Source organism: Paenibacillus rhizoplanae, assembly GCF_042684125.1.
Taxonomy (GTDB): Bacteria; Bacillota; Bacilli; order Paenibacillales; family Paenibacillaceae; genus Paenibacillus_AQ; species Paenibacillus_AQ rhizoplanae.
On the sequence record NZ_JBHUKY010000038.1, the window covers coordinates 1 to 15,087 of the forward strand.

Here is a 15,087-nt window from a genome sequence, read left to right on the forward strand (position 1 = left end):
AATATTGTCATCCATTTTCCGCTTAAACAGCGGAGAGAACGGAACGATTGTGTAAAAGCGATAGCGGTCGCCTTGGTCTCCGGATTTTCACCGCTAAGGGGAATTAAAAAAATCTGGAGACCACAGCGATTGGAATAACGGTCCGTTCGCGCAGCGTCCACCCAAGTGTTCACGTTGATTCTACTCCAAAACAAAGGGCTGTCCCAAGCAGCCATTTCATGGCTTTTGGGACAGCCCCCATTATTACTGCATTTGGAGCCGAGGCACGGCATGGTAAATCCACAATTAGCCGCCGCGCATTCAATGCATGCATGTATTCACCGCAACGCACCAAGATATCAGCAACCCTCTATCTAACTCTTACGTGGTGCGGGCACGCCGGTCAGCAAGCGCCATCGCGGCGGCATATCCGGAGCTCCAGGCCCATTGCAGGTTATAGCCGCCGCAATCTCCGTCTACATCCATCACCTCACCGGCCAAATAGAGCCCAGGTACCAGCTTAGATTCCAGCGTTCCTTCGACTAGCTCCGTCGTATCGATGCCACCGGCTGTGGTTTGGGCATTCGTGAAGCTATTGGTATCGGTGATTTTGAATTCCCAACGCTTCAATAGTTTATAGAATATTTTCTTGGTTTTCCATGTTAGATCCTGACACAGCAGATGCAGCTGTTGATCAATTCCAGCCTCCTTCAGCAGCACTGGAATCAGTTTCTTGCTGACGATGCCTATCAGGGAATCAGCAACCGTCCGGTGTCCGAAGATCCCCCAATGTATTTCCAGAAAATCAATTAACTCTTCCTCCGTGCGCTCCGGCATCAAATCAACCGACAGGGTCACTGATTCTCCTATGCCGAGATTATACGCAGCCTTTCTGCTTAGCTGAAGTATAGGCGGACCCGAGATACCATAGTCCGTAAAAAGAATCTCGCCAGACTCCGTGCGGATGACTTCATTGTTTACGATAACATGGGCCTCTCCCTCAAATTTGATGCCCGACAGTTCCTTCAAATACGGATAATCCAGCTTCAATTGCACAATGCCCGGCACCGGGTGGATCATGGTGTGCCCCAGACGTTGGACAAGCGTATAACCGGAGCCGTCTGTTCCAGTTTTTGGAGCGGTAAGGCCGCCTGTACATAGAAAAAGATAGTCGCTGGTATACACAACCTGTTCCTCTGTCTCCGTCTGGCAGGTTATCGCGAACCGCGGATGTCCCGCCGAGACGGTCACATTGAGCACTTTATGTTTATAATATACGGGAACATTCCGGTCCTCCAGCGCCAGCTTAAACACCCCCGGCACCGAAGCCGCCTGCAGCGACATCGGATACATCCGGCCATTCTCCAAGCTCATAAAAGGAAGCCCGAGCGAGGAGAAAAAATCGATCGTTTGGCGGACACCGAATTGCCGCAGTACATGTATTGGGAATCCTGCCTGATTACTGTGATACTTAACTGATAAAGCGGCTGCTTCATCCGTACCTGTGGCGGTGGATTGGTTCGTAATGTTGCAACGCCCGTTACCTGTCGTTATTATTTTCTTCCCGAGCCGGTCATTGCTTTCAATAATGGCTGTATCAATACCTTGATCCCTCGCTGTAACTGCAGCCATTAGACCTGCAGCACCCCCACCGATAATGAACAGCTCGTGGTGCTTAGAAGTCTGATCCTTATACATGTTAATTGATGCATCCCTTTTCCTAATAAATTTATTGAATTGACTTAGCTATCGCCATGGCGGCCACATATCCGGAACTCCAGGCCCATTGCAGGTTATAGCCGCCGAAATCTCCGTCCACATCCATCACTTCGCCAGCCAAATACAGCCCGGGCACCAGCTTGGATTCCAGCGTTCCCCGGGTGAGTTCCGACGTATCAATGCCGCCGGCTGTCACCTGCGCATTCGTAAAGCCATTGGTATCCGTCACTTTAAATTCCCAACGCTTCAGGATCCGATAAAAATTCTCTTTAGTTTTCGGCGGAAGATTCTGGCAAAGAAGCTGTGGCTGTTGATCTAAGCCCGTCTCCTTAAGCAGGACAGTAACAAGCTTCTTGTTGAAGATACCCACGAGGGAATCCGCCACGGTCCGGTGCCCAAAGGTCTCCCAGAGCTTTTCTAAAAAATCAACTAACTCTTCCTCTGTGCGGCCCGGCATCAGATCCACCGACAATTTCACCTGTTCTCCCCTTGCCAGATGATACGCAGCCTTCCTGCTGAGCTGGAGAATGGGCGGACCGGTAATCCCATAGTCTGTGAAGGCTATCTCACCCTGTTCACTGCCGATGACTTTACCCTTTACAAGGATATGAGCTTGTCCCTGAGATTTGATACTGGACAGTGCCCTCATATTCGGATATTGCAGCTTCAATTGCACAATGGCCGGAAAAGGCTCAATCAGGGTATGCCCCAGACGTTCGGCAAGTGTATAACCCGGAGGTTCTTTTCCTGCATTTGGACCGGTGCTGCCACCTGTAGACAGAAGCAGATAGTCGCTAGTATAAACAATCTCTTCCTCTGTCTCCGTTAGGCATTTTATCGTGAAGCGCGGATGATCTGCCGAAACAGCAACATCCACCACTTTATTCTTAAGGTATACGGGAACATTCCGATCCTCTAGCGCCAGCTGGAAAATATCCAGTACCGCCGCTGCCTGCAGCGACATCGGATACATCAAGCCCCCCTTGAGTCTTGTCAGCGGAAGCCCAAGAAAGGAGAAAAAATCAATCGTCTGGCCGACGCCATATTGCTGCACTACCGCAAGCGGAAATCCGGATTGATTACTATGATACTTGCGCGATAAAGCGGCTGCTTCATCCGTATCTGTCACAGTGGATTCATTCGTAATGTTGCAGCGGCCATCACCTGTCATTAAGATCTTCTTGCCAATCCGGTCGTTACTCTCCAGAATGGCAGTATCGATCCCCATATCACTCGCAGTAACAGCGGCCATTAGTCCGGCAGCACCTGCGCCGATAATAAAAAGCTTATGGTGCATAGAAGTCTGATTCTCATACATGGTTGGTCAATGCATCCTTTATCCAATTTTCTCTAAGCACAAAAACACTTTATTAAATTATAGCATAAGCAAAGCAGCGATTCCCTATTAACAGGAGAATCGCTGCTTTGCTGTGTTCTAACGTATAACGATGAAAGGTTGGCTTTATTTACTTAGCTTCCAGCATCCGCAGCAGAACCGTAACCGTCTCTGCCCGCGTTGCGGCATCTTTGGGGAAGAAGTTGTTGTTGCCTTTGCCTTGCATCAGTCCCGACTTCTTCATCTCGGCTGCCGCTCCAACCGCCCAGGCGGGGATGTCGCGGTCATCCGTGAATCCTGCGGAACGGGCAACAGGAGCCAGGTGTAGTGCTCTTGCCAGCATGACCGCCATTTCCGCTCTGGTTACAGGTGCATCCGGGCGGAAATTGCTGTTGTTATCCCCCTGGATAATTCCCAGAGCTACCGCCTGTGCAACGGCTGCCTTGGCCCACGGTCCGATCCGGTCGCTGTCCTTGAAGGACAATGCAGCTTCTGTGTTCTGAAGCTTCAGTGCCTTTGCCAGCATCACCGTGAATTCAGCACGGGTCACGTTACGGTTAGGCTGGAACGAGCCGTTCGGATATCCTGTAATGATGCCCTGCTTGACGGCTTCGCGGATACTGGCCTCGGCCCAATGTCCGGCAATATCGGTGAAGGATGGACCGGGCACCGGAGTAGCCGGGACTTGCGGGCTCTCGTCCGGCTTATTAGGCGTTCCAACAATAACCGGCGGCACTGTTACTGGCGGAGTCACTGGCGCTTCACCTCCGGGATCGCCGCCCGAACGCCCGTTAACCGAGATGTTAATTCTTCCCGTAACGGACGGATACGCACTCAAGACCGCCGTAATCGTCACTTCTCCTGGTGTGGAGGGTGCCGTAAAGACCGCGCTGAACCGGCCGTTTGCATCCGTTACAGCATGAGCAGGCTCCGGGCTGCCCGATGATGCCGCGAGTTCGACCTCCAGGCCGGAGACTGGAAGATTGTCGCTACCTGAGACGATTCCCGTGATGGATACGTCATCTCCGGTATTCACGGCAGACGGTGCCGCCTGAAGTTCAATAAGAACAGGGACTGGAACCGCCTTGCTCACAGATACAGTTACCGTATTGGTCACGGAAGGATTGTCGGTCAGTACAGCCGTAATGACCACATCCCCAGCCGTAGACGGTGCCGTAAAGACCGTGCTGAACCGGCCGTTCTCATCCGTTACAGCAAGCGCAGGCTCAAAGCTGCCTGATGCTGCCATGAGACTGACCCCAGTGCCCGCTAGCGGAAGATCTTCACCGTCATAGACGGTTCCGGTAACGGACACTCTGCCTCCAGCAGATACGGAGGATGGCGTGGCCTCCAGTTCAATCCGGGCCGACACAGGCACAGCCTCTTCTTCTACAGACACGTTGACCACCCCTGTCACGGATGGACTTGCCGGCAGGACGGCTGAGATGGATACCTCGCCGGGAACGGAAGGTGCGGTAAAGACCGTACTGAACCGGCCGTACACATCTGTAGTTACTTTTGCAGGCCCAAGGCTTCCCTCGGCTGCTGTAAGTTCAACCTCCACACCGGGAACCGGAAGATCGCCATCGCTGTAGACGGCCCCCGTAACGGATACTTTGCCTCCGGGCACCACCGAAGATGGCGCTGCCGCAAGCTGTACCCGGGCGGGAACGGTTTCCTGCGTTTCTGGTCCGAATACTTTGAATTCCCAGAGCGAGTATCCGTATTTGCTCGCTCTCTGAGTTCCATACATCCGGACATATCTGGCATTCACCGGACCTACGGAGAGCTCGTCGATATCCCCGTCTCCGCTGGACGTACTATACACTGTCTTCCAATCCTCCAGCGTATCGGAGACATCGATCCGGTATTCCTTCCCATAGGAGCTTTCCCAGTGCAGCATAACCTTGGAAATGGGCTGGCTTGCGCCAAGATCGACGTAAATCCACTGCGGATCGGCATAGTTGGACCCCCAGCGGGTCGTCAATGAGCCGTCTACCGCATTCTCCACTGATACATCAGCGGCTTTGGACGAGCTTGCTTTTACCGTCATGCCTTCGGGAAGGTTGGGGGCAACCGCTTCATACACGTTAAATTCAGCAAGCGAGTAGCCCTCTCCGGTTCCCTGCTGAATGCCCTGCATCCGGACGAACCTGGCGCTGGTCTTACCGAAGGCAATGTCGTCGATGCCGCCATCCCCCATGGAGGTTGCATAAACGTCCTTCCAGGTAGCCGCATCATCGGATACTTGAATTTTATAGCTTTTGCCGTAAGCCTTCTCCCAATGCAGTCTAACCTTATTGATCATAGTTTGATCCTGCAGATCCACGTAAATCCACTCATCGCCCGAAGCGTTCGAGCTCCAACTGGAGGTTCTGTACAAATCGGTAGCGTTCGAGGCAAACTGCTTGCCCACGCTGGAGGAAGACACCGCACCTTTACTGTAAGCCAGATCATACCCTCTATCGTCGATAGAAGCTCCCTCGCTCAGCGTCATACTCCGGCCGGTAAACGTATCTTTACCGAGTCTGTACGTAGTTGTGGTCTGCTCTCCGTTCCGGTTCAACGTTACATTCACCGTAATCCCCGGCGTTTCGGGATTCGCCACCGAGATGCGGACAGGGTCCGCGGATTCATCGACAACCACCATCGAAGGTTTATCTACGGTGACGGTCAGGCCTTCTCTTAGCGTCACTGTACCCGGCTGATAGAATAGTAATTCCGAAATGCCCAGCGCACGGTGCCGGACTGCCTGTACGGAAGGTGTATTCGAGAGAATACTTATCGGGCTTGCTTCTGCGTAGCTGCCAACCTCTCCGGCAGTTTTACCCGGCAGCACAATGTATTGATAGGAGGCATTGACCGGCTTCACGCCGTGATCCAGCCACATCGAGAACACTGGTTTAGTGATTGGCTCCGTTGAACTGCCAGTAACCACATCGCTCCATTTCCCGGTCTTCGTCTCCTGCTTCACTTGGAAATCCGTCTTGTCCGGGAAAATATACCCGGTATGATCGTTATACGCCCAGCGCCCGTTAACCTGCGAGGTTCCGTCGTCAACGGCTTTGCCGTCTACAAGCACATCGCCTGTTGCCAGACTCTGGTTCAGCGTGGTATGGACTGGTGCAGCGTTCGTTGAAGTGATGCCTGCGCCCAGCGCTACCATTTCATCATCGAAGAAAAAGTAGCCCTTTTTCCCGCTGGTACTCAGCTTATTGAAGTCAAACGCCGTGGCTCCGTAACGCTCATTGGTCACACCGCCTACAAAGGTCTTCGGGTTGTTGAAATTATTCTCCTTCGTGAATACGTAGGGAGCTGTTGTCCCTGGAACATGAGCCCAGTCCATCAGCGGGTACACGGTTCTGTACTCATCCCCGGTTCTCTGGATGGCCGTGGCGCCTTGCGAAGTCCAGTAGAGCAGGTTGTATCCGCTTGGATTAATCGTTCTCCATTCGCCGCCTTTGACCGTGCTGGAGGACATCTTGACTGTAATTCCGTAATCCTTCCGCATATGAGAGGAGACCAGGGTCTGCCATTGCGTCATATTATTTGCGTCCAGTCCATTACTCTTGACCGTTCCTATGTTGCGGATATTATCGAGGAAGACAGCGAACTCATCCGCCCGCTTCGGGTTAGCCGCTTGCATCCACTCCAGCGGATCTTCGTAGAAGGTCAGCGCAGAGCTCTCATAATCCGGCCACTCCGGTCCATTCATCCCCATCCCCAGGTCGGCAACATCGCCTCTCACCAGATACCTGGTCCCATCCAGCAGGTAGGAGGATAACGAATCAATAGCCGCCTGGCTGTAGGCGAAGCTTGTGCCCGAGACCACATAAGCCCAGAAGGACATATCTCTGGCAAAGCTTCTTCCATAGCCCGTGGTATAATTCGTCTTCCCATGCATGAAAAAGGACATGTCGGACTGAATTCCCGTTAGCGTCACTGTCACAGCCGAAAGCACGTTAAACGCCTCTACGGCGTTACGGACGTTCTGGGCATCCTCCAGCAAAAGGCCGCGAATCATATAATTCTGATTGTACCAGGAGGAGTTAGCTCCATCGACCGTATTCGGTTTGCTGTCTAATGTGTCAACAATACTCGTAGCCTGCTCCGCAGTCAGATAGCCTTCACACAGCAGCGCGATTTTGCCCAGCCGCAATTGCTTCCCGATGCCGGTTTCCCACCAGTTGGTGGAGGTCGGCTTAACCGTGAACCAGTGATCCAGCGCTTTCTGAATACCGGCTACCATGGCTTCATCGTGATAGTAAGGGCTCTTCGGGTCAGCGAAGGCCTGGGCCATCGATTGCATCCGGTCTAGCGCAAGGTAAGGCGACCAGCCTCTGCCGTTCGCGCTGGAGGTGGTATTCGCATAATCCACATCCGCCCAGCTTCCATTCGCTTTTTGACTCGATAAGTAGGTTCCGGCCTGTGATTTAAAAGTCCATTCGACCCGGCCATTCGTGCCGTCATTGATGATGTCTTTGGAGATATAAAAATCCACCGCCCGCTGCTTCATCAGCTTCATTTCCGCCAGCTCTTGCGACGAAGCATCCGCCGATACAGGGTAATGGAAACCGAGGGTCGAGATCATTAATCCAACCATAACGAGACATATCCATCTCTTGATCCTGCTTTGCATGTTGTCAGCCATGTACACGCTCCTTTGCCTATCTACCATATTTTTGTTAGCGCTTTCTATTGTAGAGATTAGAGAAGGCAGCTTCACACTGCCCTCCTCCCCTTACACAAGAGTATCTAATATATCCTGGAGCGGGATGTCCGCTACAGCCATCACTTCGTCTGCCGCACCGTAATACATGCGGACCGTCTGGTCCAGCAGCAGCGCACCGCACGAGAACACGACCTTGCCGAAGAATCCGTTCACCTCATAGGAGGCTTCCGGCTCCAGCACAGGGACACGGGATCTCGCAATCACCCGGGACGGGTCCTCCAGATCCAGCAGCACCGCCCCCATACAATAGCGGTGACTGCTGTCCGCGCCATGATACAGCGCAAGCCAGCCCTGCGGTATGCGGATCGGAACTGCTCCGCCGCCCATGCGGGCCGAGTCCCAGCCCTGCTCGCCGAGTCCCATCAGGAAGCGGTGGTTCCCCCAGTGGTCGAGATCGGGCGATTCCGCGATCCACATCTCGGGCGCGCCGAATGACTTCGGCACTGGGCGATGCAGAGCGTAGTACTTACCGTTGATTTTCTCAGGGAAAATCATCACATCCTTATTCTCGGGAGGCAGCATCATCCCTCGCCGCTTGAAGGTCTGAAAGTCGCGGGTCTCCGCCAGCCCGACACCGACACCGCGGGCAGAGGCAGCGCTGTAAGTGATGTAATAGGTGTCCCCAATTTGGGTCACACGCGGATCTTCAATCCCCCATGCTTCCAGAGGATGCTCCGGGAACAGGGCCGGCTGCGGCTCAACCTCGAAATGAACGCCATCCTGGCTCCGCGCTACACGCAGATGGGATAAGGAGGTGAGCATCACGGTCTGTCCGTCCTTGGCTACGAAGCGCGAATCGGAGAAATCATAGCCCGGATCATTCCTGTCGTACCGTTCGACCTGCACCTCCGTCCCTGCTTCATTCAACCGGGGAACAAGCACCTCATCCGCCCGGTCTGATATTGGCGCTTCGGCAACGCGCAGCAAGAGGATCGTCTCCTCCTGTAACTGCGCCACGCCTGCATTGAACGCGCCCAGCACCCGGAAATCGGGACGGGAGGGGGCAACATCCCCGGCTTCAATCAGCGGATTATGCGTGCTGCGTGTTATTTTCATTAGAGTGACCTCTTTCTGTGTGTGAAGTACGGTTATTTCCCGGAAGTAACGGCATCAATCTGGGCCTGGATTTCATCGATCACTTTTTGCCCGCCGAGACTGGCCATCTTATCCTCCATCGTTTTCTTTCCTTCCGCCGCAGGGATCAGGCCTTGGCTTAGCGGCAGGAAGATCGAATCGTGCAGCGGCGTGATTTTGGCGTATTCCGTCTTTACCTTCTCTGCGTTGAAGTTGAAGCCTGCAATCGGACTCAGCGTGAAATTGGACGTCTTGGTCGAGAAGTCGAACCACTTCTTATCATCCTGCATCATGGTATCAGGTGTACGGTTCAACGTCGGCCGCCAGGTCAGCACATACCCAGGGAATGTATAGCCGGACAGCGCCTTATAGCTCGAATCGCCGACAGGCTCCCAGTCCTTTCCTTGAATACCGTATTCCATCAGATCATGGTTCTCCTTAATCGACAGCCAGTTCACTACATCCATAGTGACATCGGAATGCTTGGAGGTCGTCGGGATGCACAGGAAGTTCCATTGCTGATAAGCCGTATAAGGCTTAGCCTGCTCCCCGTTCGGTATGAAAATCTCCAGCTTGTCGCTGCCATCCTTCAGCATTTCCGAATATTTCAGCCCTTCGACCCCATCAGCTGCATAGTAGGTCGCCGCATATTTACCTTGCTTGAACAGCGTCTCGGCATTTTGCTCCTGGGCAATATTTTTGGAGATAATCCCATCCTTGTAGTATTTAGTAACGCGTTCATAAGCATCGGCAATTGTCGGGCTGGCCCATTGGCCAATGACCTTCTTATCCTTGATCGAATACGAGAACATGTTGACCCCAATCTCCAGCACTTCATCCTGCGCCAGATTCGCAGAGTTACTCAGGAAGAATGGCAGCTTATCGGCCTTAATTCCGTTAATGACAAAAGGCTTGATGTCTTTCTCATTTTCCTTAACCGCATACAGGAATTTCTCCAGATCATCGAGAGTCTTCAGCTCGGGAAGCCCGTATTTCTCGCGTAAATCCTTCCGGATCAGTACGCCATACAGCTGGCCTTGGGTGGTGCCGAGCGGAATCCCCATAATTTTGCCGCCGAATTTGTTATACTCCCACATTTCCTCAGGAATAGACGCCTTCAGCTCAGGCCGTGCAGCCACTGCCGCATCCAGCTCCGTTAACGATTTACTCTCGATCATCTGGTTCATGGATATCCAAGGGGCATCCAGATACATATCGAACTCTTCCCCGGCAGACATCTTCACGGATACCGCATTCCCGTAATCGGTCCAAGGCATGAAGTTGATATTCAGCGCGGCTCCGATATTGTCCTTTTTCAGCTTGTCGTTGACTGCCTGCAGCACAGCATCGAACCCCGCAGGTTTATCTCCCGGGAAATAAGCCTTCAGCGTCACTACTTCTTTGGAAGCAGACGCTGCCCCCTCTGAACTGGACGGGGAATTCGTAGAATTCGCCGTATTGCCTTCATTCTTCGCATTTCCCCCGCAGCCTGCCAGCACCAGTGACGACACCAATACCGCTGTTGTTGCCGTGCCGAACCATTTTTTTAACATCATCTCGTTACCCTCCTGTATCTATGGACAATCTGAATGGCTTACCCTTTGACAGCACCAACCGTTAGACCTTTGACAAAATATTTCTGAAGCATCGGATACAGTAGCACAATCGGGCCGATGGTGAGTACCGTGGTCGCCATCCGCACCCCGTACGTCGGTGGAGTCACTGCAATCGCTGCACCGGAAGGAATCAGATTCCTGGCCGCTTCCATATTGGAGACCATCCGGCGCAGGATTAACTGCAGCGGGAATAACTTCTCGTTATCGATGAACATCAGTCCCATGAACCAGTCATTCCAGAAGCTCAGCGCATAGAAGAGCCCCACAGAAGCCAGAATCGGCTTGGAAATCGGAATCATAATCTGGAAGAACACTCTCATCTCATTCGCTCCGTCAATTCTGGCGGCTTCCTCCAGCTCCTCAGGTATGGTGCGGAAGAAGCTGACCAGCAGGAAGACGAGGAACGGCTGGCATAACATCGTCAGTATGAGCACCCAGATCGTATTCTGCAAATGCAGCCACTGGCTGACTACAATATAGAACGGAATGATACCTCCCGAGAAGAGCATAGGCAAGTAGCAAAAAAACAGAAAGGGCGTTTGCAGAACATTCCGTTTATTCGCCAGTGAATAGCCGAGCATGGCGGAAATGCACAGGGCGCTTAAGGCCCCGACAACCGTGATGAACAAGGTAACGCCATAGCCATTGAACAGTACATCTGATTGCAGGACCGCCTTATACGCGGCCAGCGATAATTTTTGCGGGAATAAGGTATAGCCGTGTGCAATCAGCTCCTCCTCATCCGTAAAAGAACCGGCAATCATCAGCAGAAAAGGAAACAGACAAAATAAAGTAAACAGCAAAATGAACGTATGGGCGAATGCCGTAAAGGTGCGATCCGCAGCGCTATGTTTCTGTCTCATAGTTACTCTCCTAGAATAAAGCAGATTCTTTAGATACCCTCCGGGTTACCCAGTTGGCAGCAATGACGAAGATCAGACCCATAATGGACTGGAACAAACCCACTGCCGAAGACATGCCGAAATCGTGCAGCTGCCGCATGGAGCGGAAGACAAAGGTATCAATAACGTCGGTAGTCGGATACAGCATCGAGTTGTCGCCAATGATGGCATAGATCATCGCAAAGTCCCCGTTGAAAATTTTGCCCACGGCCAGCAGCGTCATGATCATAATCGTCGGAACCAGCAGCGGCAGCGTAATGCGCGTCACAATCTGCAGTTTAGAAGCCCCGTCAATCCGGGCAGCCTCATACAGGTCCTCCGATATGCCCGTAATGGCGGCCAGGAAAATAATCGAGAGATAACCGGCCCCTTGCCACACCCGGATCACCGTCAGAATATAAGGCCAAAGACTCGACTCAAACATCCAGTTGACCGGTTCCATGCCGATATTTTGCAGCCAGACATTAATCATGGGCTCTTCCCCGCCGAATAAGGACTGGACAATCATCCCGATCACAATCCAGGACATGAAATAAGGAAGGAAAATAAGCGACTGCGATATCCGTTTGAAATACTTATTGCGGATCTCATTGAACATGAGCGCAATCAGAACGGCCGCTACTGTCGTGAACACAATAAACAGCACATTAAGCAGCAGTGTGTTCCGCAGAATATTCCAGAAATCATCTGATGTAAAAAAGTAATCAAAATTTCTAAATCCTACCCAGTCACTCCCCGTGATCCCCTTGGCAAAATCATAATCTTTGAAGGCAATCATAATCCCGTATATAGGAAAATAACTGAACACGAGAAAAAACAACAGCCCCGGTACAGCCATCACATACAGAAAAGGATTCTGCGTGATATGCCTCCATTTTGAACGTTTACCTGCGTTAAGCTGGTAGTTCATTTGTACACCCCCCCTTCCTCAAGACCGGTAATCGCCCCAAGAGCGTCCCGTTATCTATGCCGTCACCTTATCAAGCCCTTGCGCCCTGAGCAATTCCGAGAAACGCCGATCCTTCCCGCAAGTGCAGATTTACCGCCTTCCCAAAAACAACACTCTTCCCAAAACATACGATTCGGCAGACGAAAATACCCTGTGTGCTATAATAAATCTACTTATAATGAGCCGGACAGTTATGATTACGGAGGTTCCAGAGCCATGAAATTCAGACAACCGTTCTTCGCCTCGCTGAAGCGGCACCCTACCTACATGAAGCTTATTTTTTACTTTGTCAGTGCGAACGTTCTGGTCTTAGGGATATCCTTCGTACTGCTCTATGGGCAATCTTCCAAGACACTGCTGGAGGAAATCGGCGATCATTCGGAATCCCTCCTCGTGAATGGGGCCCGGAATACGTCAAGGCTGATGGAATGGGCGCTTGATTTCAGCTTCTCCTCCAGTAATGACAGCGCGCTTAAGGTGTATGCCCTTTCGGACCATTACAGCGATTTCGAGACCTATGAGGTATGGAGCCAGCTGACGGACATTAAGAACGCCAACCCCTCGATTGATTCTGTCTACCTCATTAACGATTATACGAGTACAGTCATTGACTCCAGACTTGGGTTAAATGATACCGCAACTTTTTACGACCAGGACATTATTAAGCGCTTACGTGACCCGGAAACAGCGAACCATAGCGTGCTTATTCCGAGAACTTTGTCCCTCCCTCTTACCGGGAACACACCCAAAGAAGTGATGACTATTGTAAGATTTTATGAAAAAGGCAGCTCTATCTCCGCGTTCGTCATGAATGTGGATACTCAGAATCTGATGACCCTGCTTCAGAACAATTCAAACTTCGCGAGCCGGTCGATCACCGTGCTGAATGACCGGGACGAGACGATTTTTAGCAGCACGCCAATGAATCCGCAACAGATTGCCGAGCTCAGAAGCCACGGAATGAAGGGAGCCAGCGGCTGGAAGCTGTTCCAGCCCCAGGATCAGGGGGAAAAGCTAGTGGTGTATGCCGACTCCTCCGTTAAGGGCATTCAGGACTGGACCTTCATTGAGATGATCCCGAAGTCCGCCATCCTGAATAAAATCACGGTCCTGCGCGACACCAGTCTGATCCTGTTCCTCGTCTTGTTCGCGGCCTCCCTGGCGGTGATTATTCTAATCTCCAAACGGGTATACTCACCCATTCAGGAGCTGATCAGCCGGGTCATGCGGCAGCATCAGGCGGAGAAGCCCGGCCTTGGAGTGAACGCCAATGAACTCGAATACTTATCGAGCGTTTTTACCTCGCAGCATAATCAGATTCACGAGCTTACCGAGCAATGGCGACATAATAAATTTCTGGGCAGAGAGCGATTCTTAAGGGATTTCCTGGGGGAGACCTACCATTCGGCAGCGGAGATCCGCGCTCAATTCGTGGAATGGGGGATTGATCTGCCGAGCGATGAGTTGTCCGTAGCCATCTTCCGGATCGACCACTTCGCAGAATTCTCGGGAGTATACCCGGAGAAGGACCGGCGCCTGCTCCGGTTCGCCATGTCCAATATCATTCAGGAGTCGCTGCAATCATCCAGACACAAACTGCAGACGGTAGATATGGGGGACGACCACGTGGCTGTAGTCTTATCGGCTCCCTTGTCAGAGGAATTCGCGAAGGAGCTGCAAGTTGCAGGGCAGCTGATCCAGCAGTATTTGTCCGTGGGAACCACCGTGGCCTGGGGCCGGACATTGCCTGGCTTAACCGACATGCATGAGGTGTATCTGGAGACGTATGATCTGACGCAGGAGCGGTTCCGGTTCGGACACCGGTCGCTCATTGTGAAGGAATGGCTGCCCGCTGCGCCCGGGGAATTATATCATTTGCCTGTGAGCCAGGAGCGGCAGATCGCCCAGGCCATACTCAAGGGGGACGCCGCCGTCATTCTGGAGGTCTTACGCTCAGCGGTAGTGAAGCTGCGGGAACTGCCTTATTTTGAATGTAAAATGTCTCTGATTACCTTGTTCATGGACATCCGCCGTCTCATCCAGGAGCATTCCTCCCAGCCGCTGCCCAGCTCGTGGGGACTGACGTCCATCGAGAAACAGATCATTCGGCAGGAAACAATGGATAACGTCATGCCATGGATGGAAGCCCTGATTACCCGAACACTCGAAGACATTACGGCGGCCCGCAGCCAATCCAAGAATATCGCCCTGATCGGCCAGGTGGACCAGTTCATCGAGAGTCATCTCACCGACCCGAATCTGTCGGCCACCATGCTGGCCGATCACCTGGGCTTGTCGGTCAATTACTTCCGCAGTCTGTACAAAGCAGAGACCACCCAGTCCATCACCGATAAAATATCCGAGAAACGGCTAACCTTCATCTGCCAGGAGCTCATTGCCTCCGACTCCCCGATCGAGCCTATCGTGCAGCATTTCGGCTTCTCGTCCCTCAACACCTTCTATTCCAGCTTCAAAAAGGTGTACGGCATGACCCCGGCCCAGTACCGGAAGAAGTACCGGGCGGGGGATGGCGGGGGGAAGGTGTGAGGCAAGTGAAACCTATACATTCTTATATTTGCGCACAAAGAAGGTGCTGTCCCAAAAGCCATGAAATGGCTGCTTGGGACGGCCCTTTGTTTTGGAGTAAGATCAACGTGAACACTTGGGTGGACGCTGCGCGAACGGACCGTTGTTCCAATCGCTGATATGAACGAGACTGTCAAACGCAATTGTAGCTCCTTCGGTTTTCTCCATTTCCTTTTATAACAAGAAGGGTTGAA

Annotated in this window: 8 protein-coding genes; 1 reads left to right on the plus strand and 7 read right to left on the minus strand. The window is 52.3% G+C overall.

The window, feature by feature from the left end; translation table 11 throughout:
- Positions 1–360: 360 nt before the first annotated feature.
- From ACFSX3_RS22005 to ACFSX3_RS22035, 7 genes are all read right to left on the minus strand, one after another.
- Positions 361–1,677 (minus strand): BaiN/RdsA family NAD(P)/FAD-dependent oxidoreductase, encoded by a 1,317-nt coding sequence (locus ACFSX3_RS22005; protein ID WP_209994851.1) that lies wholly within the window; start codon positions 1,675–1,677, stop codon positions 361–363.
- A gap of 31 nt (positions 1,678–1,708) precedes the next feature.
- Positions 1,709–3,016, minus strand: a complete 1,308-nt coding sequence (locus ACFSX3_RS22010) for an aminoacetone oxidase family FAD-binding enzyme (RefSeq protein WP_209994850.1) — start codon at positions 3,014–3,016, stop codon at positions 1,709–1,711.
- Between the two features lie 148 nt (positions 3,017–3,164).
- Positions 3,165–7,685 carry a polysaccharide lyase family 8 super-sandwich domain-containing protein gene (locus tag ACFSX3_RS22015; protein ID WP_209994849.1) on the minus strand — a complete coding sequence of 1,507 codons (4,521 nt, stop codon included), beginning with the start codon at positions 7,683–7,685 and terminating at the stop codon, positions 3,165–3,167.
- 90 nt (positions 7,686–7,775) lie between these two features.
- On the minus strand, positions 7,776–8,822 hold the full coding sequence (locus ACFSX3_RS22020; protein WP_209994848.1) for a glycoside hydrolase family 130 protein: 1,047 nt from the start codon (positions 8,820–8,822) through the stop codon (positions 7,776–7,778).
- Between the two features lie 32 nt (positions 8,823–8,854).
- Positions 8,855–10,396, minus strand: coding sequence for a DUF3502 domain-containing protein (locus ACFSX3_RS22025; protein WP_209994847.1), 1,542 nt, complete (start codon positions 10,394–10,396; stop codon positions 8,855–8,857).
- 38 nt (positions 10,397–10,434) lie between these two features.
- Positions 10,435–11,319: a carbohydrate ABC transporter permease gene (locus ACFSX3_RS22030; RefSeq protein WP_209994846.1), complete on the minus strand. Its 885-nt coding sequence runs from the start codon at positions 11,317–11,319 to the stop codon at positions 10,435–10,437.
- 10 nt (positions 11,320–11,329) lie between these two features.
- On the minus strand, positions 11,330–12,268 hold the full coding sequence (locus ACFSX3_RS22035) for an ABC transporter permease (protein ID WP_209994845.1): 939 nt from the start codon (positions 12,266–12,268) through the stop codon (positions 11,330–11,332).
- A 255-nt stretch (positions 12,269–12,523) separates the two neighbouring features.
- Here ACFSX3_RS22035 and ACFSX3_RS22040 point away from each other — a divergent pair, with 255 nt between their 5' ends.
- Positions 12,524–14,854, plus strand: coding sequence for a helix-turn-helix domain-containing protein (locus ACFSX3_RS22040; RefSeq protein ID WP_209994844.1), 2,331 nt, complete (start codon positions 12,524–12,526; stop codon positions 14,852–14,854).
- Positions 14,855–15,087: the final 233 nt, after the last annotated feature.

Coding starts and splice junctions, on each gene's coding strand:
- ACFSX3_RS22010 (WP_209994850.1), bottom strand. CDS start 3,016: ATGTATGAGAATCAGACTTCTATGCACCATAAGCTTTTTATTATCGGC.
- ACFSX3_RS22025 (WP_209994847.1), bottom strand. CDS start 10,396: ATGATGTTAAAAAAATGGTTCGGCACGGCAACAACAGCGGTATTGGTG.
- ACFSX3_RS22005 (WP_209994851.1), bottom strand. CDS start 1,677: ATGTATAAGGATCAGACTTCTAAGCACCACGAGCTGTTCATTATCGGT.
- ACFSX3_RS22020 (WP_209994848.1), bottom strand. CDS start 8,822: ATGAAAATAACACGCAGCACGCATAATCCGCTGATTGAAGCCGGGGAT.
- ACFSX3_RS22035 (WP_209994845.1), bottom strand. CDS start 12,268: ATGAACTACCAGCTTAACGCAGGTAAACGTTCAAAATGGAGGCATATC.
- ACFSX3_RS22030 (WP_209994846.1), bottom strand. CDS start 11,319: ATGAGACAGAAACATAGCGCTGCGGATCGCACCTTTACGGCATTCGCC.
- ACFSX3_RS22040 (WP_209994844.1), top strand. CDS start 12,524: ATGAAATTCAGACAACCGTTCTTCGCCTCGCTGAAGCGGCACCCTACC.
- ACFSX3_RS22015 (WP_209994849.1), bottom strand. CDS start 7,685: ATGGCTGACAACATGCAAAGCAGGATCAAGAGATGGATATGTCTCGTT.